A 25,049-nucleotide genomic window follows, 5' to 3' on the forward strand; every position below is an offset into this window, starting at 1 on the left:
TAATGCGTATATTAATAAGCAATGATGACGGTATTGAGGCTGAAGGAATCAATCAGTTGAGAGTATTCCTTCAGGAGGACCACGAACTGTTTGTGGTCGCTCCTGACCGGGAGAGAAGCGCCACAGGTCATAAAATTACAATGGACCGGCCGCTGAGGGTCAAGGAACGTATCTATCCCGGCAGCAAAACAAAAGGGTGGGCCGTAGACGGGACGCCTGCGGACTGTGTGAAACTTGGGTTGGAGGCTTTGCTTCCGGCGCCTCCGGACCTGGTTATATCGGGAATTAACTTCGGGCCTAATCTGGGTACCGATGTCCTGTACTCAGGTACCGTATCCGCGGCCATAGAAGGTATCATCAACGGGGTGCCTGCCCTTGCTGTTTCCCTGGCCAGTTATGAGTACCACGATTTCTCCGAAGCAGGGAAGTTTATTAAGGAGCTTGTTGCCAAACTCGGCCGGGATATTGCAAAGAACAGCCTGCTCAACATAAATATTCCGCCATGCCGGCCGCGGGGCATCAAAGTGACCAAATTGGGCCAAAGGCGCTATATCAACATCTTCGATAAAAGAATTGATCCAAGGGGAAAAGTGTATTTTTGGATGGGCGGTGAGCCCTTTGATTTGGACGAGAAGGACCCGGATACAGATGTGTGGGTGGTGAGGGAAGGGTATACTTCCATTACACCGCTCCACTTTGACTTTACTGACCATGGCTTTATCAGCAACCTGAAAACGATGATAAAAAAGCTGGAGGGTGAACCAAGCTAATCAAGCGTCAATTTTTGAGTTGAAGGCAGCCCTTAGCCGTAGCAGGTCATAAATTTTAATACCACCTGTAAGGAATAATAATAATAGATAAAAAGAAATCCCTGCAAATAGGGCGCCTGCGGTTGCAGCGGCTTCTGAACCCGTATATCCGTAAAGGGAATTCTTTGATAAAAGGATGGCTGGCCCCATACCGATGGTCGCAATTAAGGGTTTCATTAAGTTATTGTGCCAATCAGGTTTTAGCCGGGTCAGGCGGCGGATGTCGTAAAGGTTCAGCACTGCCATTACAAAATAGCCTGCAACCAGTGCTGCAGCCGTACCCTTTATCCCCAGATGGTTTAACCCGGTCAGGTAGTATATACCGGTAATCTTAATAAATGAAGCGAATACCAGGTTCCGAAAAGGCCGGAATGCTTCACCCAACCCTTGGAGAATACCAGTTGAGGTCTGCTGGAGATAAAGAAATGGGCCCCCGAGGGCTAAAATTCTGAGACTTGCTCCGGCCTCGGGGTAACCGAAAATCAGGCCGCATAATTCTTCTGCCAAAAACATAAGGATTACGGCGCTGGGCAACCCGGCCAGCAGGGTTATTCTGATGGCTTCTTCGCAACGTGAGCGTACCAGGGGGATATTCTGTAAGGCAACGGCATCCGAAACCGCCGGGATTAACGCGGTCGCCATAGAGATCGTGATTATACCCGGGACAAACAAAAGACTCTCCGCGATTCCCACAAATTGCCCGAAGACAGATGTGGCCTCGACCAATTGAAGACCGCTAGCTTGTAAGCGGAGCGGGATTAAGACGGCATCTATCGACAATAGCGAAGTTGCAACAAAACGAGTGAGGGTAACAGGGACGGCCAGGTTGAAGATTCTGCCCAATGAACGCAGCAGAGGTTCATCCGTGGCAGATGGAAGGCCTGCAGGGAAGTGGGGACGTTTTTGTAAATGAATAGTGACGATTGCTGCAAGGCCTGCAATTTCGCCGATGATTACACCTGTTGAGGCGCCAGCCGCCGCATACTCAATCCCGCGAGGCAATAACAATGTGGCCAGTGTGAGTCCGGCGACGACCCGGACCAGTTGTTCCAGGACCTGCGTTACGGCGGTAGGTTTCATCTGTTGCAAACCCTGGTAGTAGCCGCGAAAAGCAGAGCAAAGAGAAACAATAATAATCCCGGGCAAAAGGCTTAAGAAAATATTGAATACTTTAGGATTGGGAAAGACGTGCTTAAGAAGGTATGGAGCACACAGGAGGCAAAGCAAGGTAAAAACTGAGCTGCTTACTATAAGGAAGGTAAAACAAATATTAAATATGCGGTTGGCTCCCCGCCAGTTATGCCTGGCCACTTCCTCCGCCACCAGTTTTGATATGGCCACCGGCACACCCGCGCTGGCCATCACCAGTATCATAACGTAAATTGGGTAAATCATGTTAAGCAAGCCGATCCCTTCCGGGCGGATCAAACGAATTAAGAAAATCTGGTAAGTGAAACCAATAATTCGGTTCAATAAACTTGCTGCCAGCAAAACGAAGGTACCATAAATAAAGGACTGCTGTTTCATATGAGGTAAATCCTTCCCATTAATAGTTGAGAGCTCTAAAGCTTCCTGATAATATCTATGCAGCCTAAATTTACCTATGAAAAAAGCTTGCTGACGGAACTGAAGTATTAAAAAATAAGACGCTATTTTTAAAATAACAAGGAATTTGGATTATGCCTGTAGAATTGGTAATTTGAAAATATTATGTCATTTTGCCTGTTGCCCTGAGGGTTGATCAACGTTGTTTTAGTTAATCCTTAGGGGGGGTTATTTTTTTGTTTTGTTCCAAAAATGCCCATTTATGCTCTAATAAAGTATAGAATGACAGTTTTAGGGAAACCATTATTTACAAAAGGAGGCATACATATTGAAGAACTATCAAACCGGACAAATACGCAACCTCGGGGTAGTGGCCCACGGTGGGGCAGGAAAAACCTCCCTGGTTGAGGCTTTGCTGTTTAATACCGGTGTATTATCACGCCTCGGCAGGGTTGAGGACGGGACAACTACCTCGGATTACCATCCCGAGGAAACGTCAAGGCAGATTACCGTTCACACCAGCCTGGTACCGTGTGAATCAAACGGTGTAAAGGTAAACCTGCTGGATACTCCCGGTTTTTCTGATTTTATCGGTGAAGTAAAAGGTGCTTTAAGGGTTTCCGATGCAGCCATGTTCGTGGTATCAGCCGTTGACGGCGTTGAGGTGCAGCACGAGATTATCTGGGACATTGCCGACCAATATAATCTGCCCCGGATAGTATTTATCAATAAAATGGACCGAGAAAATGCTAATTTCGAAAGAGTTCTGGATGATTTGAAGTCAAAATTTAAAGCTAATTTTGTTCCCGTACAAATTCCCATCGGCTCATTTAGCACCTTTAACGGCGTGGTTGATATCATTAACGCAAAGGCCTATACGGGTGAAGGAAAAGGCAAGGAGACCGGGATTCCCGGCGATCTGGAGGACGACATCGCCAGCTACAGGGAACAGTTAATTGAAGCGGCAGCTGAGGGCGATGACGACCTCACAATGAAATATTTGGAAGGGGAGGAGCTGACCCCGGACGAGATTAAGGACGGGTTGAAGAAATCCGTTGCTCTTGGTAAGGCGGTTTTAGTGCTGGCAGGATCGGCAACCAAAAATACAGGAGTTGCCCAACTGCTCGATGTCATCATAAATTATTTGCCGGCTCCACAGGAAAATGAAGGTCCGATGGCAGCCCTTGTATTTAAGACCATCGCAGACCCATTCGTTGGTAAAATGAACTTCCTGAAGGTTATGAGCGGAAAATTCAAAAGTGATACAACTGTTTACAACAGCAGTAAGGAAAAAAACGAAAAAATCGGCAATGTCCTGTTTGTCCGGGGTAAAAACACGGTTCAGACTGATGTGGTAAACTGCGGCGACATGGCAGTGGTGGTAAAACTCCAGGATACCGGGACCGGCGACACCTTGTGTGACAGGGATAAGCATGTGGTTCTGGAAAGAATTGACTTCCCCGTGCCCACCCTGACTGTGGCCATATCCCCCAAGAGTAAGAACGATGAGGATAAACTGGGCGATGCCATTTCCAAGCTGCTTGAAGAAGACCAGACTATGCGCGTTGAGAAGAACACCGAAATAAAACAAACTCTTCTTACCGGTATGGGAGAACTGCACATCAACATCTTGGTTGAAAAACTTAAGCGCAGGTATGGTGTTGATGTCGTGTTGGCCGAACCCAAGGTTCCATACAGGGAAACAATAAGGTCCAAGGTAGAAGTAGAAGGAAAACACAAAAAACAATCGGGTGGACGCGGGCAGTACGGTCATGTCTGGATCCGCTTTGAACCAAACCCGGAAGAAGAATTTACCTTCACTGAGGAGGTTTTTGGTGGTTCTGTCCCCAGACAGTATTTCCCCGCAGTTGAGAAGGGCTTGCGTGAAGCTATAAATGACGGGGTACTGGCGGGCTTTCCTACTACCGGTCTTAAAGCGACTTTGTATGATGGTTCCTACCATAACGTGGACTCTTCCGAAATGGCCTTTAAGATTGCGGCTCACCTTGCCTTTAAAAAAGGCGCCATGCTGGCCAAACCGGTGCTTTTAGAGCCAATCATGAATGTTGAGGTGTGGGTACCGGAAAATAACATGGGAGATATTATCAGTGATTTTAACACCAAGCGCGGGCGTGTCCTCGGCACTGAGTCCGAAGGCAAGCAAACCATTGTTAAAGCAACGTGTCCTCTCTCTGAGATGTACCGTTATGCCATAGACCTTAAGTCCATAACCCAGGGCAGAGGTTCCTTCAAGATGGAGTTCAGCAGCTACGAGGAAGTTCCCGGGCGTCAGGCTGAAGATATAATCAAGAAGGCCAAGGCTGAGGCTGAAGCTGAGAAGGAAAAATAATTATTCAGGTATAATGAAAGCATTTGTTTGTGAAGCACGGTTATATACTGAAAAGTGAACGAGTATGTTGCCATAAAAGTTCAAGAAAGAAATAAAAGAATTCTAGCCCGTGCAGCGAGCTAGAATTTTTTTGAAAAAGATTAGGGGGTAGGCAAGTTTTGAGTATGATTTACACCACAGTGCATCATCCGGATGTTGATCAGAATTTAGCATGGTTTGAGATTAAAGATGATAAAATCTACCCTGCAGAAAAACACCCGGATGGACCAGGCCAAGAGCCATGGTTTGAGATTAGAGGTAATAAAATTTATAGTACTGAAAATTACCCATATGGGAAAAGCGGAATACAACTTTTTGAGATTAGATTGGACAGTATCTACACAACCAGCTTTCACCCGGGCGGGGCCAATAATTTCCCATGGTTTGAAATACGGTAAGTATATTAAAACCGCTATATTAAATACGTGAATTGGTTTAAAGGACCATTTTGGGGAAAGAATCCTGCAATCATTGTATATTGCTCAGTACAATTAAATTTTTTCAACCAGGTCCTGGTATTTTAAATCTGTTTTCAGCAGGCCTTTTTTTGTCATCCACTTCAAAATATTGTTGACATCCTCCTCTGCGGGAAGCTGGGGTTTGGGATAGCGCTGGATTTGATAGTCTTTGGCAATTTGTTCGGGAATATTGACATTATCAATCATTACTTGTTGGTAATCAACCGGATGGTTATTGAGGTCGTCCACTGCATTGGCATATGCCCGGTAGAATGCTTTTACAGCACCTTTCTTCTCGTTTAATGTTTTTTGGTTGAAAATCACCACAGACTGGGAAAGGTTACGAGCCGTATCCCGGACTACGATTTTGGCGCCTTTAAACTCGGCAAAGGTCAGCAGGGGATCGGGTACCACAATGGCGTCAACCTGGTGGCTGAAAAGCATCTCCACGCGTACGGGGATTTTAGGCACGGACACTTTGTCAACCAGGGACGGGTCAATCCCGCCATCCTCCAGCAGACCGTCCGTAACATATTCGATGATGGTATTGTTAGCGATCCCTATTTTTTTACCTTTTAAGTCTGCGAGTGTGTTAATGCCGGACTTTGGCGCAGCGACAATGGCGAATTTTCCTTCCTCGGGAGTTGACCCGAGTGCTATTGAAGTGACTTTGATATTCTGGCCGGATTCTTTTAAAAGTGCCGCCACTATCAAATCGTTGACAATGCCGTCCAGTTGTCCGGACTGTATGGCGCTTTCCTGTTCCACCGCGCTCTGAAAACGAACAAGTTCAACATCAAGGTTTTCCTGAGCAAAGTAACCATTTTTCTCCGCCACTACTGCAGGCATGGCGTCTTCAAGGGGCAATACTCCGATCTTTAATTTTTCCGGCGCTGTTTTTACTGCTGTCACTTTCGTTTGCCCGCACCCGGCCAGCAAAAGAAGAGATAAAACCAGCAAAATTAAGCCTCTCAACCTCACAGCATTTTTCACATTACCAACCTCCTTAGGCCCTTCAGTGTAATACAATGAATCAAGGTTCATTTCTTTAACTTTATGTTAATTTGACATTAATCAAAAGTCAATAAGAACCTTTTGTAGCAAAAAGAAGGATTATGTCTAAGGAATACGAATATATGAATATTATGGATATGATGGTAAGCCCTCAACAACAACAGAGTATTCTGAAAATATGGATGCTGGCCGTTCGTCCGAAGACATTACCTGCAGCTGTTGGACCTGTGTTGGTAGGTACGGCACTCGTTGCCGGGGATCAGGCTTTCAGAATCGGGCCGGCCCTAGCGGCCCTGTTGGCGGCCTTGCTTTTACAGATCGGTTCCAACCTGGCCAACGATGTTTTTGATTTTAAAAAAGGAATGGATACCAAAGAAAGGACCGGTCCCATGAGAGTCACCCAGGCGGGTCTATTAAACCCCTGCCAGGTGCTGGCGGGGATGTGGACAGTCTTCGTACTGGCCTTTTTGATTGGTACATACCTGATCTGGGTTGGGGGATGGCCCATCCTGTTAATTGGGGTATTGTCCATTATTACTGCCATTGCTTATACAGGGGGCCCATATCCCCTTGGTTATCATGGTTTGGGTGAGATTTTCGTCTTTATCTTCTTTGGACCGGTAGCAGTCTGCGGCACATACTATGTTCAGGCAGGATTTATCGGCGCTTCAGCCTGGTGGGCATCCATTCCCATGGGGTTTTTAATTTGTGCGATACTTGTAGTAAATAACTACCGGGATATGGAAACCGATAAAAAAGGAGGCAAAAGGACTTTGGCCGTCCGCTTAGGACCCTCCTGCACCCGGTGGGAATATTACTTTTTTCTTATGGCCTCTCAATTGGTACCATTAATTATGTGGTTAAGTGGTGAATATTCGCTGTGGATGATCATGTCTTGGATTTCCTTACCCCTTATCAGGCCGCTGGTCCGTGATGTGCAAACAAAAAAAGGTGTCGCTCTGAATGCTACCCTGGCCGGGACAGCCCGTTTTACGTTAATTTTCAGTATTTTATTTTCTATTGGTTATCTAATAGATAAGTTTTAATTTTGTTAACTACTTCAGTTATAAATGAACCCATTCGCATAGCGCCTTTTCCATCTTATCCAGCATGATATAGAGGATAAATCCCATCAGCCCCATGGCGATAATGCCTGCGAACATTTCTTCATAATTCATCCGGCTCAGAGAATCTATGATAAAAAAACCGATACCCTTTTGGGTGGCATAAGTTTCCGCCAGAAAGAGTACGGCCATGGCTGTCCCCAGCCCCAGTCGCAGAGAAGTGAGTATGGACGGTAAGCAGCCTGGAAGAAAAACGTGCAGGTATAAATCCCGGGAGCTGGCCCCCAGTGAACGAACTGAAGAAATATATCCTTTTGCCAGATTTTTTGCTGCATCCCGTGTTGTCACAAGGATTTGATAAAATATGATCAGGGTGATCAATACGATTTTGGAAACATCCCCGATTCCCAGAAGGATAAGAAAAATAGGCATAAAGACAACCTTTGGCACTGGATAAGTCAGGTAAATCATGGGTGCGATCCTGGCATCGATTTCCGGGTTTTTACCCAAGAAAATACCCAATGGCACTCCAATGGCTGCTGCCAGAATGAGGCTCACAAGAACACGGTAAAGGCTGATGCCCAGGTGGATAAGAAGTTCCCCCCGGAGGCTAGTCAAAAAGCTTTTTAAGGCGCCTAAAGGGGGAGGAACAGCCGGGCTTTTTAAAGCCAGGGCGAGAAGCCACCAGACGAACAGGAGAATTATGATAGAAATAACGAGTGACATCGTTCCCAGTCCTTTTTTAAGCGGTTGCCGCATCACTGTACCTCCCGCGCAAAAATGATCGAAGGGAACTGCACATTTCAAGGAACTGGACTTTTCCCCTCAGGTGGGAGGCCCCTGCTAATCCGTTCTCTACTTCCTGTTGAATATGTCCTGGGCCGGAAGACATGATAAAGATCTTTTGGCCCAGGAAAACAGCTTCTTCAATATTGTGGGTGATCAATAAGATTGTGAGCCGGGTTTCTTCCCAGATTTCCAGAAGGAAATCCTGGATTTCTTCTCGCGTCAGGGCGTCCAGCGAAGAAAAAGGCTCGTCCATCAATAAGAGTCTGGGCTCCAGCACCAAAGCCCTGGCAATGGCTACCCGCTGCCTCTGACCACCGCTTAATTGGGCTGGGTATCTTTTGGCCAGGGAGTAGAGGCCCAGTTTTTCCAGGAGCGTGGCTACTGCCACGTTAATTTCTGCGGTGGTCCTTTTCCGAAGTTTAAGACCCAAAACCACATTGTCCCAAACCGTCTTCCAGGGTAGGAGACCAAAATCCTGTAGAATCATAGCTGTTTCTCCACCTATAGCAGGCGGTCTGCCGTCGATTAACACTTCTCCGGAATAGTTTGAATTCAGACCTGCCAATACGCTAATCAGGGTGCTTTTACCGCAGCCTGAAGGGCCGATAATAACACCTCTTTTGCCCTGGTTCAGAGAGAGATTAACAGAGTCAAGTGCTGTGACTGTCTCTCCTTTTTGCTCGTAAAGGACTTTTAAGGATTTTATTGATAGGAAATAATCCTGCACTTTTATTGCCCCAATCCCCTGATATTATATTTCACCAAAGTGTTAAAGGCCGCTTCCAGGTTTTCCGGTTTTCCTTCCCGCAGCCAGTTGATGATTACCTGCCGGAAGCTGCCCACAAAAGCCATGGCGCTGACCAGGGTATCATCATCGGGCAGTCGTCCCAGACTTTTTAATTCATCCAGGTCCTCTTTGGTTAGTTTAATCAGCTCGTTTTCAAGCTCGATAAGCTTGGCATTGAAGGCATTATTTACACTAGGTACTTGGACCAGCAGGATCTTTGCCATGCCTTTTTCTCTTACAAAAAGTTTAATGCACGCTTCCATGGAAGCCTTAAGTTTATCAAATCCATCGGTAAATTTCGCCCGTTCATTTTTTATTGAGTTAAGGAGTTCCTGGAATAGCTCATCGACAATCATATTAATCAAGGTTTCTTTGTTGGAAAAATAAAGGTAGAAAGTGCCGGTAGCGATTTTTGCTTTTTGAGCCAGCACCTTAATAGATGTTCCCTGATAACTGTTCTCGGCAAAAACCTCACGGGCTGCCTTAATTATTTCTTTTTTTTTGAGCTCGAATTTTTCTCTAACCTTATCGGTCTGCCGGTAAGCCATGAATTATGGGTGCCTCCTGAGTAGTAATAAAATGAACAGTAATTCACATTATTAAATAATATATTAGGTCTTTTAAGAAATTAAGTCAATAATGGATAATATGGGGATGTCAGTAGGTAACAAAGAAGCCGGCAAAAGTTTTTATTCGCCGGCATTCTTATTTTTGCTATAAACTATTTGAAAACTCAAATTTAATATCAAAGGCGGTGTTATCTTTTATATCATTGTATCCCCGCACAAAAACCTTATTGCCATCATAAGCTTTTAATATTGAGAAGGTGTCTTTTTTCCTTAGTTCAGATGTAAAGTTGAAATCCATCCGTTTAAGTTTCGCTAAGTTCTGCCGCTCTTTATCGGTAAAGGCGTCATAGGCAAATTCGCCATAACGGCAGTTGTTAACATGACCAAGATAGTCAATATGGCTGTTTAATACTTTTCGTTCGTCTACCTTGCAGAATTCCAAATTGGTTTTAAAGGTTGGGCTTGCTTCTATGGTAAAATCCCCGGTAGGCTGACCAAGAAGAAACGGAAGCTCTTTTTTACGATAGATGGTTCGTTTTTCAACATCCAGCAAAACAGAAAAGGTGGAGCCATGAAACATCACCTCGCCGTTTTCGTTCCTAAACACAAGCTCACGGCGAAAAAATGGTCCTCGCCGCTGGGAATACCATGTGTTTGCATACATCTTTATACAGCCCTCAACAGGCTTAACCAGCTCAAAAGAGAGAGACGTCAGTACCCAGGCTAAATTATATTTCCTGGTTATATTTACATTTACATTAATATTTCTTAAGTGTTTCTCCACTATCTGGGCAAACAGATTCTGGTATGCGTAAGGCTTTAAAATATTGTAATCGTTTAAAACAGAAGGTTCAGTTTCCACCTCATATAAATAATCCTTTTCAATGCGCATTTCATACCTCACATGGTCTTCTACCAAACTGTTTTCCAGTAAATAGTAGCAAATAGTTTCAACAACGTCAACCAAAGTCGTGCAGGTCAGAGGGATAGACATAGCAATGGGATGATCAAAGATATACTAAACTTGTCTAAAAAGTTGGTTTGCCAGTCAAAAATATTGATTGTGAGCCAAGTAGTGATTTGAGAAAAAAATAAAAGCCCCGAAAGGCTTTATTTCTCTGGCAGGGGTGGAGGGGCTCGAACCCCCAACCAACGGTTTTGGAGACCGCTACTCTACCAATTGAGCTACACCCCTAAGTGTATCAGCAATAAATATTATATAAAAATAATTGCCTTGCGTCAAGAGAAAACTCTATCCTAAAAGGATTTTATGGAATTGGCACGAATATATTTAAACCAGTTTAATAGAACAAAAAGAGTGAGGTGAAAGCAGTGTCGCCCAAAATTGGTGTCCTGATGGGAGGTCGCTCCCCCGAGCGGGAAATATCGCTAAAGACAGGAGCGGCCGTTTATAATGCGCTTGCAAAACTAGGTCGCCCGGCAGTGAAAATTGATGTGGGACTTGATGTTGTTGAAAGAATAAAGGAAGAGGGTATAGAGCTGGCTTTCCTGGCGTTGCACGGCAAGTATGGAGAAGACGGGGCCATTCAGGGGTTGCTGGAAATGATTGGCGTACCTTACACGGGTTCCGGGGTCCTTGCCAGTTCTCTTGCCATGGACAAAATAGCTACCAAAAAGATGCTGAGCTACGAAGGCCTGCCGACGCCGCATTTTCTGGAACTGGAAAATAATGCTGTCAAAGGACTGGGTCTGCAGGCTGCTGCGGAAACAATCTACAGCAAAATGGAGCTGCCGTTAGTAGTCAAGGCGCCAACCCAGGGTTCTACTATAGGTATCAGTTTTGTTCACAAGAAAGATGACCTGGTTAGCGCTCTGGAACTGGCTTACCGCTATGATCGCACAGCCCTCGTAGAGCAGTTTATTGATGGCAGGGAAATAACAGCCTCAGTGCTCGGCAACGAAAAACCGGTGGCGCTGCCCCTGATTGAGATTGTCACAACGACCGGGGTTTACGATTATGAGGCCAAGTATACAGCCGGTTTGAGTGATCATATTATACCGCCACGCATTTCACGAGAGCAGCAGGAGATTATCAAGGATCTTGCCGTACGGGCCTTTAAAGCATTAGGCTGCAGGGGATTGGCCAGGGTTGATTTCATGCTTGATCACGAAGGCAATCCGTTCATTTTGGAGGTTAATACCATCCCGGGTATGACTGCAACCAGCCTTTTCCCGGATGCTGCCCGTGCCGAAGGCATCGAATTTCCGGAACTGATTGACCGGATTTTAAAACTGGCCCTGGAAAGTTAGAGATGACAATGGAAGATCAGGTGTTCCTTTCCAAAGCTGAGTTGGCCGGGCTAATTGACCACACCCTTTTGAAGCCGGATGCCACTCCAAGGGATATTATGGAACTTTGCAGTCAGGCAGTAAGTTTCAGATTCAAAGCAGTTTGTGTCAACCCCTGTTATATCCCTTTGGTGAACAGGGAACTTACGGGCTCAAGAGTACTTATTTGCACGGTGGTCGGATTTCCTCTGGGGGCCAGTGACCCTGCGCTTAAGGCGGTAGAGGCGGGAGCCGCTGTACGCGCCGGAGCCTTGGAAGTCGACGTGGTGATGAATATTGGTTTTTTCAAGGGGGGCCTGTTGACCCAAGTACAAGACGATTTGGCGGCAGTAGTACAGGCGGCCAGAAGAGAGAATTCCCAGGCAGTAGTAAAGGTTATACTGGAAACATGTTTGCTAAATGACCATGAGAAAATTGTCGCTTGCCGGCTGGCTGTTGAGGCTGGCGCTGATTTTGTAAAAACCTCAACGGGATTTGGAAAGGGAGGCGCGACAATTCAGGATGTGGCCCTTTTGAGACGGGCAGTGGGACCATCGTTCGGGGTTAAGGCAGCCGGGGGAATTCGTAATCTCCAGGCTGCTTTCAACATGATCAAAGCAGGCGCTAACCGCCTTGGCACCAGTTACGGCCAGTCCATATTATTAGAGCATTCTCAGTTTAGTTGACATACAGCCTGGTTAATAGCCAGGTTTTTTGTATATCAATGTTGAAAGTCTAATGTGATAAATGTAAATTATTATGAATTGAGGTTAAACTATTAATATGTATTAAATGCTGGAATTAGCTTGAATTGTATCCCTATTTTTTTTATTGGGCAGGAATTAGCTTAAGCCGCAACGAAGTATCTAGGTTATCACTCAACTATTTTAATTGGGGGTGCCGGTTATGAAATTGCGGTGTATGCTCTGTGGCAAGATTATGGAGGAAGAGCTTGTGTCCAATCCTGATCCTTTTGACGACGATTATGATGACGATCTACCCCAAAAGAAACCACTGGCAGTTTGTTTGATGTGTCAGGCCAAGCTCAAACATGAAGCGGACGATTCGCAAAAGGTACCAAGGCCGATGTAAACGCGGAATATAATTACGCACTGATGTATGGATAACTTGGGAGGTTAGTTGCTTGCAACATAATTTTCGACGTGTGTTTAATGTTGTTTTAGCGTTGGTGGTTGTGCTGGTCATTGCTGCGATTTCCGGAGCCCGTCTTTATACTGATTGGCTATGGTTCCAGTCTTTGAATTACCAGAGTGTTTTTATGACTATAGTTGTCTCGGATATTGGACTTCGGATTATTGTCGGTGTGACTTTTTTCCTGCTTTTATTCTTTAATCTTCTTTTTACTCTTGGGCCGCTGCTGAAGGCTGCACAAAATGCTGCCGTATATAAGGAAGAGAATGTTCTTACCATCCAAAGTTCTCCCTGGAGTCACTTCCTTACAAAAAAACTCTTACTTGTAGCGTTTTTTGCCTTAAGCCTTGTTATGGCATTTCTATTTAGCTTTAGTGTGGTAGGCGACTGGGTAACTTTGCAAAAGTTTCTCCATCCCACCTCCTTTGGGAGCATTGAACCTGTTTTTCAAAAAGATGTAGGTTTTTATGTTTTCAAGCTCCCATTTTACGAGTTTCTATATAATTTAGCCAGTTGGGCTATAATAATCATAGCCTTCTGGGTTTCTATGGTATACCTCCTGGTCAATATTGTCCAGGGTCAAGCGGGAAAGCTTCTGAACAGCATTTCGGCGCGTTACCACCTTTCATTCCTGGCAGCTATTTTCTTCGGGCTTAAAGCCCTGGGATATCAGTTGAACCAATATGCTTTGCTTTATACCCACCACGGCGCTGTCTGGGGACCCGGCTATACTTCCACTCACGCTACGATAGTGGCTTACAAGGTATTATCGGTAATTGCGCTGCTGTGCGCTCTGGCCATATTGGTCAACCTTTTTCTACAGCGCTTCCGGTTGGTGGTGTACAGCATCGGAGTGCTGTTGCTGGCGTCCATACTCCTGGGTGGAATTTACCCGTCCGTGGTGCAAAAATTTGTGGTGCAGCCCAATGAGATTGCCATGGAAAGCCCGTACCTGCAGAGAAATATTCAGTATACCAGGATGGCTTACAACCTTGACGCTGTTGAAAAAAAGGATTTTCCGGCCGGGCGTATATTAAGCGCTGACGATATCAAGGCCAACAAGGATACTATTGATAATGTCAGGTTGTGGGACTGGGCGCCGCTCATGCAGACTTATGCTCAACTGCAGGAAATGAGGCTTTATTATGAGTTCAAGGATATAGATATTGACCGTTATGTAGTGGATGGTCAATACCGGCAGGTTATGCTGGGGGCCAGGGAACTGAACCAGGAACGCCTGTTGAGTCAGGCCAAAACATGGGTCAACCAGCGGCTGATATACACGCATGGTTACGGGATAGCCATGAGCCCTGTAAACTCCTTGTCTGGTGAGGGACTGCCTACTTTTTTCCTTAAAGATATCCCCCCTGTTACCCAAACAGATTTAAAAGTTGATCGACCGGAAATTTATTACGGTGAAGTTACCGATAATTATGTAATTGTTAACACGGCGTCACAGGAGTTTAATTATCCCAGGGGTGACGAGAACGAATACTCTACCTACCAGGGCGACGGTGGAGTAAAGATATCCAACTTTTGGCGCCGGTTTATGTTTGCTTTTTCACTCGGTGATTATAAGCTGCTCCTGTCCAAGGAGGTTAACAACGACAGCCGTGTGCTGTACTACCGTACCATTAAGCAAAGGGTAACCAAAGTTGCTCCGTTTCTTCAACTTGATAACGATCCTTATATTGTATTGAGTGAAGGCAAGCTTTACTGGATGTGGGACGCCTACACCAACACCGACAGGTATCCGTATTCAGAACCTTACGATAAAGTCAACAACTACATCCGAAATTCGGTAAAAATTGTGATTGATGCATATAGCGGAGAGATGGATTTTTATATCAGCGATCAGAATGATCCCATAGTTATGACCTACAGTAAGATATTCCCAGGAATGTTTAAGCCATTAGAGGATATGCCCGAGGAGCTAAGGAAGCATATCCGCTATCCTGTTGATTATTTTAAGATTCAGGCCAATATGTACGCTGTTTATCACATGCAAGAACCGCAGGTTTTTTATAACAGGGAAGACAAATGGAATGTTGCGACTGAAGTTGCGGAACAAACAGAAACACCGATGGAGCCTTACTACACCATTATTGAGCTGCCTGGCTCGAATGAGCCTGAGTTCGTTTTAATTCTGCCCTTTACACCGCAAAATAAGAAGAACATGATTGCCTGGTTGGCGGCCAATTCAGATGGAGAAGATTATGGCAAAATCCTGTCCTACAGCTTCCCCAAACAGGAGTTGGTTTACGGGCCGGCGCAGGTTGAAGCCAGGATAACCCAGGATACAGTCATATCCCAGCAGATATCGCTTTGGGATCAGCGGGGCTCAAAGGTTATACGGGGCAACCTGCTGGCAATTCCAATTAATGATGCCCTGCTATATGTGGAGCCGCTGTACCTGCAGGCTGAACAGAGCAAGATGCCTGAACTGAGGAGGGTTATAGTAGCGCACGGGGACACCGTGGTTATGGAGCCGACCCTTGAGCTGGCTCTTGATAGAATATTTGGAAGCGGGAAGGGCGCAGGTACACCTGCCGTTGAGTTGCAAACCGAGCCCGGGACTCAGCGGCCGGATGCAAGTGTCGCAGAACTGGCCAAAAAGGCTGACCAACTCTATGACGAAGCCCAAAGCAAGCTCAAGGCTGGGGATTGGACCGGCTATGGTGATGCTTTGTCCAGGTTGAAGCAGACTCTATCAGAACTGGTGGATAAATCAGGCCAGTAAAGGATGGGGACTGAAACAAAGTGGTATCTACCGGCAAGGCATTAGATGCCCGCCAGCCTTATCAAATGTGCGCTAAAAGAGCTGCCGGCGGTATGCCGGCAGCTCTTTGTAACAAAAAATAGGGGGTATGGTTATGGGTATTGGCAAGGTTAGACGCCTGGGAGTCTTAACTGGCGGGGGTGACTGTCCCGGCTTAAACGCAGTAATCCGAGCGGTTGTGAAAACAGCCGTAAGGGATTATTCTCTTGGAGTGGTCGGGTTTGAAAACGGTTTTGGCGGGCTGCTCCAGAACCGGGCCCGTGACCTGTCTGAAAAGGATGTAGTAGGTATACTGCCCAGAGGGGGCACTATCCTCGGCACTACCAATAGAGACAACCCCTTTCATTATCCGACCATAGTAAACGGTGAGAAAGTGTTCAGGGATGTTTCCGACAGGGTTATGGAGAACATCAGTATCCACGGAATCGATGCTTTGATAATTATAGGTGGGGACGGCAGCCTCAGCATCGGTAAGGAGCTTTTTGAGAAAGGCCTGCCGGTGGTGGGTGTGCCCAAAACTATAGACAATGACTTATCAGCAACCGACCAGACCTTTGGCTTTGATACTGCTTTAAATACAGCCACTGAAGCCATTGACAAGCTACACACGACTGCAGAATCGCACCACCGTGTGATGGTCCTGGAGGTAATGGGGCGTTATGCCGGGTGGATTGCCTTGGAGGCAGGTCTGGCCGGCGGCGCCGACGTCATACTTATTCCTGAGATACCTTATTCCATTGAGAAAGTTAACGCCAAAATCATGGAGAGGTTCGAGTCCGGTAAAAAGTTCAGCATTGTGGTAGCGGCGGAAGGGGCCAAACCTGTTGGGGGGGATATGGTTGTCCAAAGGATGGTCCCGGATAGTTTTGAGCCGGTGCGTCTGGGGGGTGTTGGAAACCTGGTCGGCAGGCAAATCGAAGAAGGTACCGGAATGGAAACCAGGGTGACGGTGCTTGGCCACCTGCAGCGGGGTGGTACCCCGACTGCCTTTGACCGGGTCCTCGCTACACGTTTTGGTGTTGCTTCGGTAAACCTGGTTATGGAAGGAAAATTTGGTGAAATGGTCTGTCTGCAGACCCCCTATATAAAATCAGTGCCTCTGGCTGAGGCGGTGGGTGAAATGCGGGTGGTTCCCACCGACAGTGACCTGGTCCGGGCGGCCAGGCAAATCGGTATTTCCTTCGGAGGCTGATTCCTGCAAGATCTGGTAACAGTGCACCACAAATTGGCGCCCCCGGCTAGCGAAAGGCAAGTGGAGCGCTTCACTTGTTTAAGAAAATTTTTCAGGGTTACAATATTAAGAAGGATCGGGTTTTATCCAGTAAAGCCCTAGATTAAAAAATGCAAGGAATAAACTGTGTTCAGGCAGAAGGCTTTGCTACAGCATCCAGATGCATGATATAGCCTGGTGGAAAACTTGTACTCTTTATGACTCATATGTTAAAATTAGCCACAGATGCAACTACAGGAGGAGCCGGGAACTTGAAAGTCGGCATTTTTACCGATAGCTACTTGCCCTATACCAGTGGCGTCGTGCGTTCAATACAGACCTTCAAGGAGGAACTAACCAGCCTTGGGCATGACGTTTTTATTTTTGCGCCAAGTTACAAAAACTGCAATCATGAAAGCAGGGTATTTCGTTTTGCCTCCATCCCGTCCCTGACGAACCGTGAATTCACCTTGGCTGTTCCTTTCTCACTGCGCTTAAAGCCAATTATTCAGGGCTTGCAACTGGATTTAATACACGTCCACTCCCCCTTCCTGCTGGGGCGGCTCGGCGCGAAGTATGCAAGAAAAGAGGGTATCCCTCTGGTTTTTACCTACCATACCCTTTATGAAGAGTATGTCCACTATGTACCATTTGCCAGATCCTTTACCAAAGAAATGGCCCAAAAGGTCAGCCGTGATTTTTGCAACCAGTGCGACCTGGTTATTGTTCCCACAGCCATTATCGCTGATTATCTGCAAAAAATCGGAGTAACGGTAAATATTAGCAAGGTTCCTACCGGCATCAAAATTGACAAGTTCCAAACTGCTGACAGGGCTTGGCTGCGCCAACGTTTTAACATTAGCCCACAGGAGAAAATCCTTCTTTTCGTGGGAAGATTGGGGCGGGAAAAGAATATCGGCCTTCTGTTGGAGAGTTTTAGCCTGGTTAACAGTGAGATTAACCAGACAACCCTGGTAATCGTCGGGGGTGGGCCAGAGGAGGAGGAGCTTAGATCAGAAGCGGACCACCTCGGCATTGGAGAACGGGTTGTCTTTACCGGTACACTCTCGCCGGATGAAGTTGCCAACTGCTATGCAGGGTCTGACTTATTTGTCTTCTCTTCTATTTCCGAAACCCAAGGGATCGTTATTGCGGAGGCTAAAGCGGCCGGGCTTCCTGTTGTAGCCGTTGGGGCTTATGGAGTGTCTGAGATGGTCGAACATGGTATGGATGGCTACCTGACGGAACCGGAGCCACTACAACTGGCTAAACATATCTGTCACGTGCTGAAGTATGACAGCCTGCGGGAGCAGATGAGCAGTAGGGCCAGGTCTAATGCCACAAAGCTATCTTCAGCCAACTGTACCGCACAACTTGTTAAATGTTATACGGACCTTATCGGAAGTTACAAACTAGACGACATTAGATAAAATACACACAACAAGTAAATCATTTGGAATAATTACCATAAAAAATGAGGGTGTGAATTCATTCGCACCCTCATTTACCGGTCAAGTGCTCTGTGCGTAATTTTAGGCGAGTTCCGCTTGTCGCCAGCAGCGCCGCGTATCGCAATGTATAATAGCCAATATACTTAGCAAAGTGGGTGCGGATTACAATTGCACAGCGAAGCATTCGGAAATTCAACTGAATTTCGTACCCACATTTTTGAGAAGCGCTTTGTGCGCCTTTATGGCGGAGGTCTTACTGCAATAGTCGTTTCAATATTTTCCCACTTGCTCCGCGGGGGAGTTCACTGGTGAAGACAAATGCTTCCGGTAATTTATATCCCGCCAGCCGATCTTTTAGAAAGTAAAATAATTCCTGCTTGTCCGGGTTATGTCCTTCGTCGGGAATAACGAAAGCCTTTATTACCTGTCCCTTGAGGGGATGCGGCACCCCGATCACGGCAGCTTCCGCCACCCCCGGGTGTTCCTCGAGAGCGAGCTCTACTTCTCTGGGGTAAACGTTGAAACCTGCATTTATAATCAACTCTTTTTTACGTCCAACAATAAAAAAGAAGCCGTCCTGATCCTGGTAGGCCAGGTCGCCCGTATGCAGCCATCCGCCCTGCAGGGCGGACAAGGTTTCCTCCTCCCGGTTAAAGTAACCCTGCATGATGTTCGGACCTCTGGCAATCAGTTCGCCGATTTCACCAAACGGCATCTCCCGGCCCTCGTCGTCTATTACCTTTGCTTTCACCCCTGGCAGGGGGACACCGACAGAGCGGATTTTGCGTGTTCCTTGAATTGGATTCAGGCACACAATCGGAGAGGCTTCTGAGAGGCCGTAGCCCTCAACAATCGGGGTGTTAAATTTCTTTTCAAATTCCACCAGGTTTTCCCCGGAAATAGAATCCCCACCTGAGAAGGCAAATCTGAGCTTAGGAAAAACAACCTGACGGCGGGACTTCAACAGCAGTGAAAACATGCTGGGAACTCCGCAGAATATGGTAACTCCTTCATCTACCAACACCTGCAATATCTCCTTGGGTTTAAAGCTGTCCAGGATAGTGATGGCGCCGCCGAGATATAATGGAAACAGGACACTGGTTGCCCAGCCAAAGCTATGGAACATGGGCAACACAGCCAGAAAATTATCTTCGCTGGTAAAGCCGGAGACATCTTCCATGGCTTTAACGTTAGCTATAAGATTGGCGTGAGTAAGCATCGCTGCCTTGGGCTGTCCGGTAGTCCCAGAGGTATAAAGAAAGGTACAAGTACTGAAGTCAGTTACATCTGGGAAGCTGACCTGGGGTGAGTCAGCAATCTCCTGTCTACACTTATCGTCAAGTAGCACTACGGTAAGACCCGGCAGTGGCAGCCGCCCCATGTGTTGGCCTATCTCGGGATTCACAATGAGGAAACGGGAACCTGAATCCTGGAGCATAAAAGCGAGCTCACGAGGCGCTTGCAACAGGTTTAACGGAACAACAATACCGCCCGCCCGCGTAATCCCCAGATAACTGTATATAAACCCAGGGCAATTGGGCAATGCGATAGCTGCCCGGTCGCCGGGCTTTAACCCCATTTTTATGAAATACCTGGCGTACTGTTCAACATTGTGCTCCAAATCAGCGTAGGTAATTGTTTCGCCATGATAGCGTAAAGCTGTACGCTGTGTATGTGGAGCGTTTCTCTTATGTAGCTCAAAAACCTTCAATGGAGAACCCTCCTTGTGCCTTTTCTTTTTTACTCTTCTTCTTTTTCTACAACACCACGCTTAATCCTCTTCTCAGAACTCTAACATTCTTCATTTTGGAACAATATGGTAGTATTGGGCAGTATTTTTGTGATGCCTTTCATGTTTGACCGGGCCGGGATGGAAAGATATAATAATATTGGCAAAAAAGAAAGTAAATACTGCCTTAATGATAATACCGGCGCCGATTTTTCTATTGTGCCGGTTGGTGCTAAAAGTAATATAGGAGGGGTTCGCTTTGGATAGAATCAAATCTGCTTATGAAATGGCCCTCGAGCGGTTTAAGCAAAGAAAAGAAGTACCACAGGCAGAAATGGACAGGATGGAGTATGAGCCTTTGGGCAAGAGCGTTGCCGCCATTTTTCTAAGGGAAAAGGATTTTGACATGATGGTTGAGGTTGCAAAATATCCCCAACAATTTCAGGGATATATTCTCGAAGGTATCCAGAAGACACTTTTAAGCAACCTGCTTCCACCGATAGATAAAAACACACTTGAAGACAACCTGAGGGCAATGCAGGGACTTCTTCTCGTTAAAAAGGACAAGGACGCCGTCAAGGAGGTCCTGGGCCAGTTGGAAAACCTTTTTCAATACTATGAGCAGGCCTTGACTCAGACATACAGCCAGTTTAAACAACAATTTACAGAAAAGCTAAGCCCTTCAATAAGGGCAATGGAGAAAAGAACCGGACAAAAGTTTAAGATAGATCCAGAAAAACAGCCCGGTTTCCAGGATGAATGGAATAAAGTGGTAAGTCGTTTGAACTTACAGTATGAGCAGGTACTGGATGAGCAAAAAGAAAAATTGAGAAATATAAAGTAATAAGAACAAAAAGGCGGGGAATCCGAGCCTTTTATTCTAGTTCTTTGGTTTCTTCGCTGGGGCGGGTGCAAAGTTGAATGTGGATGTAAGCTTTTGGTTCCGGCCTTTTATGAAGAAATAGCTCAGGATAGCTCCCAAGAGGGTCAATCCGGAGGAAGACCAGAACATCAGCCCGGTTCCCTTGTTTGCCAGAAAACCGTAAAGAGGAGGGCCAAAAGCCACACCAAAAAACCTGACACTACCGTATAAAGAGGTAACCAGACCTCGTTCATCAGTAGAAGCAGCGCTGGTGATCAGGGTGTTCAGGCAGGGTAGGACCATACCGGTACCGATCCCCACCACCGAAATCGCTACAAAGTATAAAATCACATTTCTGGAAAGCGGCAGTAAAATGAGCGCCGCGGTCATTATTGTCAACCCGGATACAACCAGGATTTTCATCAGAGTCTCCTTTCCTTTAATTATAAATCCGGTTGCAAATGATGTAGCGCTCATAAAAAGGACTGGGATGGCCAGGACAAGACCCTTCTTGATCCCGTCCAGTCCGTATTGCTGCTCAAGAAATTCTGAGAGATAGAATAAAACTCCGAAAAGGACCATCAGGGCAATAGCCCCGGCCAGGTAGGAGGAAAGCAAGAGGCCCTTCTGGTTTTTGAAGACCTTGGTGAAATTTTTAAGATATATGTCCAGCTTTTGCTTGTTCCGTTTAGTATCTGGTTCCTTGACCAGGAACCACATGCCGATAACTACAGGGATTACAATGATAGGAAAAAAGATAAAGGCAGCGTACCAGGTGATTAAACCCACGGCGGAACCCAGAACCGGGCTAATCACTTTGCCCAGACCGTTGGATGATTCAATGGTTCCCAGGGACTGGCTGCGCTGTTTGCCGGAAAATAAATCTCCGCACAAAGCCATCGCTATCGGAGCGGTACCCGCTGCCCCTGCACCCTGCAACACCCTTCCAGCCAGAATACCAAAGAATGCAGCATCCTTTAAAAAAATTGAAGCTAATGCAGCGACTATCCCCCCCAGGCCGTATATGACCAATGATGGAATTATGACAAGCTTCCTTCCGTAACGGTCGGAAAGGAATCCTGCCAAAGGTATTATTATGCCGGCCGGAACGGAGAATAAAGTTATTAACAGGCTCACTTGCACTGAAGTTAGCTTCAGCGCATCCTTGATATCCGGCAGGACGGGTATCAGCATTGAGTTGCCAAGAACCATGATCAGCGGTACACCTGCAAGGGCAGTCACTGCCACCCAAAAATTATTAGCTGGTTTTTGTGTCGCGTTATTATCTGTTGCCATCCCAATCCCCCTCACCCATTTCTCTTTCTTAAATTACCCAATGATTAAGAAAAATATATTATTGGACACAGACATGCAGGGTGGCTCCCCTAAAAGAACAATCAAATTGCATGTAATACCTATTCAATCAGCCAGTATAGGTATATTATTAAGTTAATATAGTTTATAAGGAGTTTGCATCCAGACGCCTTTTGAAATTATTTTGGGAGAGTGGTAATTGTGGATAGGGAACTGGCCATGGAACTGGTAAGAGTAACGGAAGCGGCGGCAATAGCCTCGGCACAATGGATGGGCCGGGGACGAAAAAACGAGGCCGACGGCGCCGCTACCAACGCCATGCGCAGAATGTTTGATACGGTATCCATCGACGGTACTGTTGTTATTGGGGAAGGCGAGATGGATGAGGCGCCGATGCTCTACATCGGAGAAAAAGTGGGATGCGCTACTACCCCTGCGGTGGATGTGGCTGTAGATCCATTGGAGGGTACAAATATTCTGGCAAAAGGCTTGCCCAATGCCATGTCTGTTATTGCCATCGCAGATAGGGGAAATCTTTTGCACGCGCCGGATATGTACATGGAGAAGCTTGCTGTAGGTCCAAGAGCAGCGGGCAAGGTCCATCTTGACGATCCCATTGAAGAGACCCTTAGAATTGTTGCAGAAGCCAACAACAAGAGAGTGCAGGACTGTGTTGTAATTATCCTGGAACGTGACAGACATAAGGAATTAATAGAGTCGGTGCGCCGGGCAGGGGCAAGAGTCAGACTAATAGGGGACGGTGATGTCAGTTCGGCTATTTCCACGGCATTTGACGATACCGGCATCGACATCTGCGCCGGAATCGGAGGCGCGCCGGAAGGTGTCATTGCTGCAGCGGCACTAAAGTGCCTGGGCGGGGAAATGCAGGCGCGGCTCTATCCGGAAGATGAGCAGGAGTATGAACGCTGCCTGAGCATGGGCATTAGCGATCCAAAGTGCATCCTCACCATGGACGACCTGGTCAAGGGCGACGACGCTATTTTTGCGGCTACTGGTGTCACCGACGGAGAGCTATTGAAGGGTGTCCGCTTTTATGGCGGGGACAGGGCTGAAACCCACTCCGTGGTCATGCGGGTCAAGACCGGGACAGTCCGTTTTATCAGGGCGATTCATAATCTTGCCCGCAAGATGGATCCCAAAGTATTGCAATACAAAACTGAATAGACAGTGAACGACTTTTATCATATTAAGGCGGCAGGATGAACCTGCTGCTTTTGTTTGAAAATTGATTTTTTGCAACTGGCGTGATAGTATCGATGCGTATTGAAATTTATGCCAGGCAGGGGTGTCATTACGCTTTGGCAGATTTCTTTTGTTTTAATAAAATAAACTATCTCCTGGGCTCAAGTTTCCGGCGTGTTGAAGTTTCTGCTTCCCTGCGGGAGGGGTCTGTGTTGCTTGTAAGAGGTCCGTCCGGCTCAGGTAAGTCCACGTTGCTCAGGGTTTTGTCACGGCTGCAAGAGCTGGTTGACGGCCAGGTATTTTTCCGGGGGGTTAACATGTTTTCTTTCACACCCCAGGTATGGCGCAGTAAGGTCCATTACGTCCCGCAAAAGCCTGCTGTTTTTCCCGGTACCGTTCACGATAACCTGCTAAGACCCTACTCCCTTAGAATTAACAGGTCAAAAGAATTTAACCTGGAGACAGTACAAAGGTCACTGGATAAACTGATGCTGGATTTTAATATAATGGAACAGAACGCGGGCACACTATCCGGTGGTGAAGCCGCGCGGATAGCTCTTTTAAGGTCAATCATACTTAGCCCCAATATACTGCTATTGGACGAACCAACAGCAGCTCTTGATGAAAAGGCCAAACAGGCAGTCCTGGGTCTTCTCACGGATTGGCTGGAACAGAAACCTGACCGTGGTATTATACTTGTTTCCCATACTGATGAAAGCACGACATTCCCATCGGCAAATCTTCTTGAGATAGGCAGGTGATGAGGGTGGGGCAAGTAGATGCCGGAGTTATTCCCATTACTGATTTTCAACTGGCCCTCAGTGTTATTTTGGTTTTCATTACAGGTTTAATTACGGCAGTATTGAGGCTCGGGCTGCTAAAGTCGCTATTTTGGGGCACGGTCAGGACTTTTGTACAGCTAACGCTGATTGGTTACGCACTGAATTTTATCTTTAATTTTAATAACCTTGCCCTAATTATCACGATTGTTGTCTTCATGTGTGGTGTCGCTTCTAAAACGGCCGTAAACCAGACGCTTTCAGTGGGGAAGTTCCCGCTGGTACTGGGTTTTGTATCTCTTTTAGCCAGCACCTTTCTGGTTGGCACAATTGTGGTAGCTCTGATCATAGCCCCCAAACCGTGGTACACTGCAAGGATCGTTATCCCTATTTTTGGAATGATCCTTGGAAACTCAATGAACGGCATCTCACTTGCAATGGATCGGCTGGTATCAGAAGTTAGATCTAGAGTTGCCGAAGTGGAGTCGTTGTTAAGCTTTGGGGCAACACCCTGGGAGGCTGTCAGGGATTGTGCCAAGGTTGCTTTGCGTGCAGGGATGACTCCCACCATAAACTCTCTTATGGTGGTTGGACTGGTAAGTCTTCCCGGCATGATGACCGGTCAGATCCTGGGAGGAGCTGACCCGCAGCAGGCAGTGCGGTATCAAATTGTAGTTATGCTGATGATTACAGCTGCGGTAGCCATTGGTTGCCTTTTACTGGTAATGATGTATTACAAAAAGGTGTTTACATTGGATGACGCTTTGGCGGCTTCCCTGTTAGATACGGACGGCAGAAAGAAGTAAGATGAACGTTTACCAATGCAAAGGTCTCAAATTAATTTGCCATATGGTGGA

23 protein-coding genes and 1 tRNA gene are annotated in these 25,049 nt (G+C 46.5%); 15 read left to right on the forward strand and 9 right to left on the reverse strand.

Going from position 1 to position 25,049, the window contains the following annotated elements; all coding sequences use genetic code 11:
* Positions 1-2 precede the first annotated feature (2 nt).
* Entirely contained in the window at positions 3-770 is a 768-nt protein-coding gene (gene surE / locus Psfp_RS10375; protein ID WP_134218472.1) for a 5'/3'-nucleotidase SurE, read from the forward strand.
* Here the strand turns inward: surE and spoVB are convergent, their stop codons facing one another.
* Complete coding sequence (gene spoVB / locus Psfp_RS10380; RefSeq protein WP_134218473.1) at positions 771-2,336, reverse strand: stage V sporulation protein B; 1,566 nt, start codon at positions 2,334-2,336, stop codon at positions 771-773.
* A gap of 346 nt (positions 2,337-2,682) precedes the next feature.
* Between spoVB and fusA the strand changes: the two genes are divergently transcribed.
* The gene (fusA, locus tag Psfp_RS10385) at positions 2,683-4,704 is read left to right on the forward strand and encodes an elongation factor G (RefSeq protein WP_134218474.1); all 2,022 of its coding nucleotides are present in this window, start codon (positions 2,683-2,685) and stop codon (positions 4,702-4,704) included.
* A gap of 158 nt (positions 4,705-4,862) precedes the next feature.
* Positions 4,863-5,141, forward strand: a complete 279-nt coding sequence (locus Psfp_RS10390) for a hypothetical protein (protein WP_134218475.1) — start codon at positions 4,863-4,865, stop codon at positions 5,139-5,141.
* A gap of 93 nt (positions 5,142-5,234) precedes the next feature.
* Here Psfp_RS10390 and Psfp_RS10395 read toward each other — a convergent pair whose 3' ends face one another.
* Positions 5,235-6,194: a MetQ/NlpA family ABC transporter substrate-binding protein gene (locus Psfp_RS10395; protein ID WP_243120581.1), complete on the reverse strand. Its 960-nt coding sequence runs from the start codon at positions 6,192-6,194 to the stop codon at positions 5,235-5,237.
* A 143-nt stretch (positions 6,195-6,337) separates the two neighbouring features.
* Here Psfp_RS10395 and Psfp_RS10400 point away from each other — a divergent pair, with 143 nt between their 5' ends.
* Positions 6,338-7,261 (forward strand): 1,4-dihydroxy-2-naphthoate polyprenyltransferase, encoded by a 924-nt coding sequence (locus Psfp_RS10400; protein WP_243120582.1) that lies wholly within the window; start codon positions 6,338-6,340, stop codon positions 7,259-7,261.
* An 18-nt stretch (positions 7,262-7,279) separates the two neighbouring features.
* Here the strand turns inward: Psfp_RS10400 and Psfp_RS10405 are convergent, their stop codons facing one another.
* The 5 genes from Psfp_RS10405 to Psfp_RS10425 all read right to left on the reverse strand — a co-directional run bounded on the left by Psfp_RS10405 (position 7,280) and on the right by Psfp_RS10425 (position 10,619).
* The gene (locus Psfp_RS10405) at positions 7,280-8,038 is read right to left on the reverse strand and encodes an ABC transporter permease (RefSeq protein WP_134218477.1); all 759 of its coding nucleotides are present in this window, start codon (positions 8,036-8,038) and stop codon (positions 7,280-7,282) included.
* Complete coding sequence (locus tag Psfp_RS10410) at positions 8,022-8,795, reverse strand: ABC transporter ATP-binding protein (protein ID WP_134218478.1); 774 nt, start codon at positions 8,793-8,795, stop codon at positions 8,022-8,024. The genes Psfp_RS10405 and Psfp_RS10410 overlap by 17 nt, the downstream gene beginning before the upstream one ends.
* 2 nt (positions 8,796-8,797) lie before the next feature.
* Entirely contained in the window at positions 8,798-9,403 is a 606-nt protein-coding gene (locus tag Psfp_RS10415; protein ID WP_134218479.1) for a TetR/AcrR family transcriptional regulator, read from the reverse strand.
* 166 nt (positions 9,404-9,569) lie between these two features.
* The gene (locus Psfp_RS10420) at positions 9,570-10,418 is read right to left on the reverse strand and encodes an acyl-ACP thioesterase domain-containing protein (RefSeq protein WP_134218480.1); all 849 of its coding nucleotides are present in this window, start codon (positions 10,416-10,418) and stop codon (positions 9,570-9,572) included.
* A 125-nt stretch (positions 10,419-10,543) separates the two neighbouring features.
* Positions 10,544-10,619, reverse strand: a tRNA-Trp gene (locus tag Psfp_RS10425).
* Between the two features lie 137 nt (positions 10,620-10,756).
* Between Psfp_RS10425 and Psfp_RS10430 the strand changes: the two genes are divergently transcribed.
* From Psfp_RS10430 to Psfp_RS10455, 6 genes are all read left to right on the forward strand, one after another.
* On the forward strand, positions 10,757-11,695 hold the full coding sequence (locus Psfp_RS10430) for a D-alanine--D-alanine ligase (RefSeq protein WP_134218481.1): 939 nt from the start codon (positions 10,757-10,759) through the stop codon (positions 11,693-11,695).
* 2 nt (positions 11,696-11,697) lie between these two features.
* Positions 11,698-12,399, forward strand: coding sequence for a deoxyribose-phosphate aldolase (deoC, locus tag Psfp_RS10435; RefSeq protein WP_243120583.1), 702 nt, complete (start codon positions 11,698-11,700; stop codon positions 12,397-12,399).
* Between the two features lie 220 nt (positions 12,400-12,619).
* Positions 12,620-12,805, forward strand: a complete 186-nt coding sequence (locus Psfp_RS10440; RefSeq protein WP_134218482.1) for a hypothetical protein — start codon at positions 12,620-12,622, stop codon at positions 12,803-12,805.
* A 52-nt stretch (positions 12,806-12,857) separates the two neighbouring features.
* The gene (locus tag Psfp_RS10445; RefSeq protein ID WP_134218483.1) at positions 12,858-15,605 is read left to right on the forward strand and encodes a UPF0182 family protein; all 2,748 of its coding nucleotides are present in this window, start codon (positions 12,858-12,860) and stop codon (positions 15,603-15,605) included.
* 133 nt (positions 15,606-15,738) lie between these two features.
* Complete coding sequence (locus Psfp_RS10450; protein ID WP_134218484.1) at positions 15,739-16,836, forward strand: 6-phosphofructokinase; 1,098 nt, start codon at positions 15,739-15,741, stop codon at positions 16,834-16,836.
* A gap of 290 nt (positions 16,837-17,126) precedes the next feature.
* Positions 17,127-18,284: a glycosyltransferase family 4 protein gene (locus Psfp_RS10455; protein WP_134218485.1), complete on the forward strand. Its 1,158-nt coding sequence runs from the start codon at positions 17,127-17,129 to the stop codon at positions 18,282-18,284.
* A 274-nt stretch (positions 18,285-18,558) separates the two neighbouring features.
* On the opposite strand, the gene Psfp_RS10460 is transcribed toward Psfp_RS10455, so the two are convergent.
* Complete coding sequence (locus Psfp_RS10460) at positions 18,559-20,016, reverse strand: long-chain fatty acid--CoA ligase (protein WP_243120584.1); 1,458 nt, start codon at positions 20,014-20,016, stop codon at positions 18,559-18,561.
* Between the two features lie 141 nt (positions 20,017-20,157).
* Between Psfp_RS10460 and Psfp_RS21630 the strand changes: the two genes are divergently transcribed.
* Positions 20,158-20,301: a hypothetical protein gene (locus Psfp_RS21630; RefSeq protein WP_192895364.1), complete on the forward strand. Its 144-nt coding sequence runs from the start codon at positions 20,158-20,160 to the stop codon at positions 20,299-20,301.
* Positions 20,294-20,878, forward strand: a complete 585-nt coding sequence (locus Psfp_RS10465; protein ID WP_134218486.1) for a DUF6657 family protein — start codon at positions 20,294-20,296, stop codon at positions 20,876-20,878. Before Psfp_RS21630 ends, Psfp_RS10465 begins: the two co-directional genes overlap by 8 nt.
* A 36-nt stretch (positions 20,879-20,914) precedes the next feature.
* Here Psfp_RS10465 and Psfp_RS10470 read toward each other — a convergent pair whose 3' ends face one another.
* Positions 20,915-22,192 carry an MFS transporter gene (locus tag Psfp_RS10470; protein WP_207670246.1) on the reverse strand — a complete coding sequence of 426 codons (1,278 nt, stop codon included), beginning with the start codon at positions 22,190-22,192 and terminating at the stop codon, positions 20,915-20,917.
* 219 nt (positions 22,193-22,411) lie between these two features.
* Between Psfp_RS10470 and glpX the strand changes: the two genes are divergently transcribed.
* The 3 genes from glpX (at position 22,412) to fetB (ending at position 24,998) form a co-directional block, all read left to right on the forward strand.
* Positions 22,412-23,395 carry a class II fructose-bisphosphatase gene (glpX, locus tag Psfp_RS10475; RefSeq protein ID WP_134218487.1) on the forward strand — a complete coding sequence of 328 codons (984 nt, stop codon included), beginning with the start codon at positions 22,412-22,414 and terminating at the stop codon, positions 23,393-23,395.
* Between the two features lie 92 nt (positions 23,396-23,487).
* Complete coding sequence (locus tag Psfp_RS10480; protein ID WP_134218488.1) at positions 23,488-24,174, forward strand: ATP-binding cassette domain-containing protein; 687 nt, start codon at positions 23,488-23,490, stop codon at positions 24,172-24,174.
* Between the two features lie 5 nt (positions 24,175-24,179).
* A complete protein-coding gene (fetB, locus tag Psfp_RS10485; RefSeq protein WP_243120585.1) occupies positions 24,180-24,998 on the forward strand; it encodes an iron export ABC transporter permease subunit FetB in 819 nt (272 codons plus the stop codon).
* Positions 24,999-25,049 lie beyond the last annotated feature (51 nt).

The sequence above is a fragment of the Pelotomaculum sp. FP genome, from assembly GCF_004369245.1.
Lineage (GTDB): Bacteria > Bacillota > Desulfotomaculia > Desulfotomaculales > Pelotomaculaceae > Pelotomaculum_C > Pelotomaculum_C schinkii.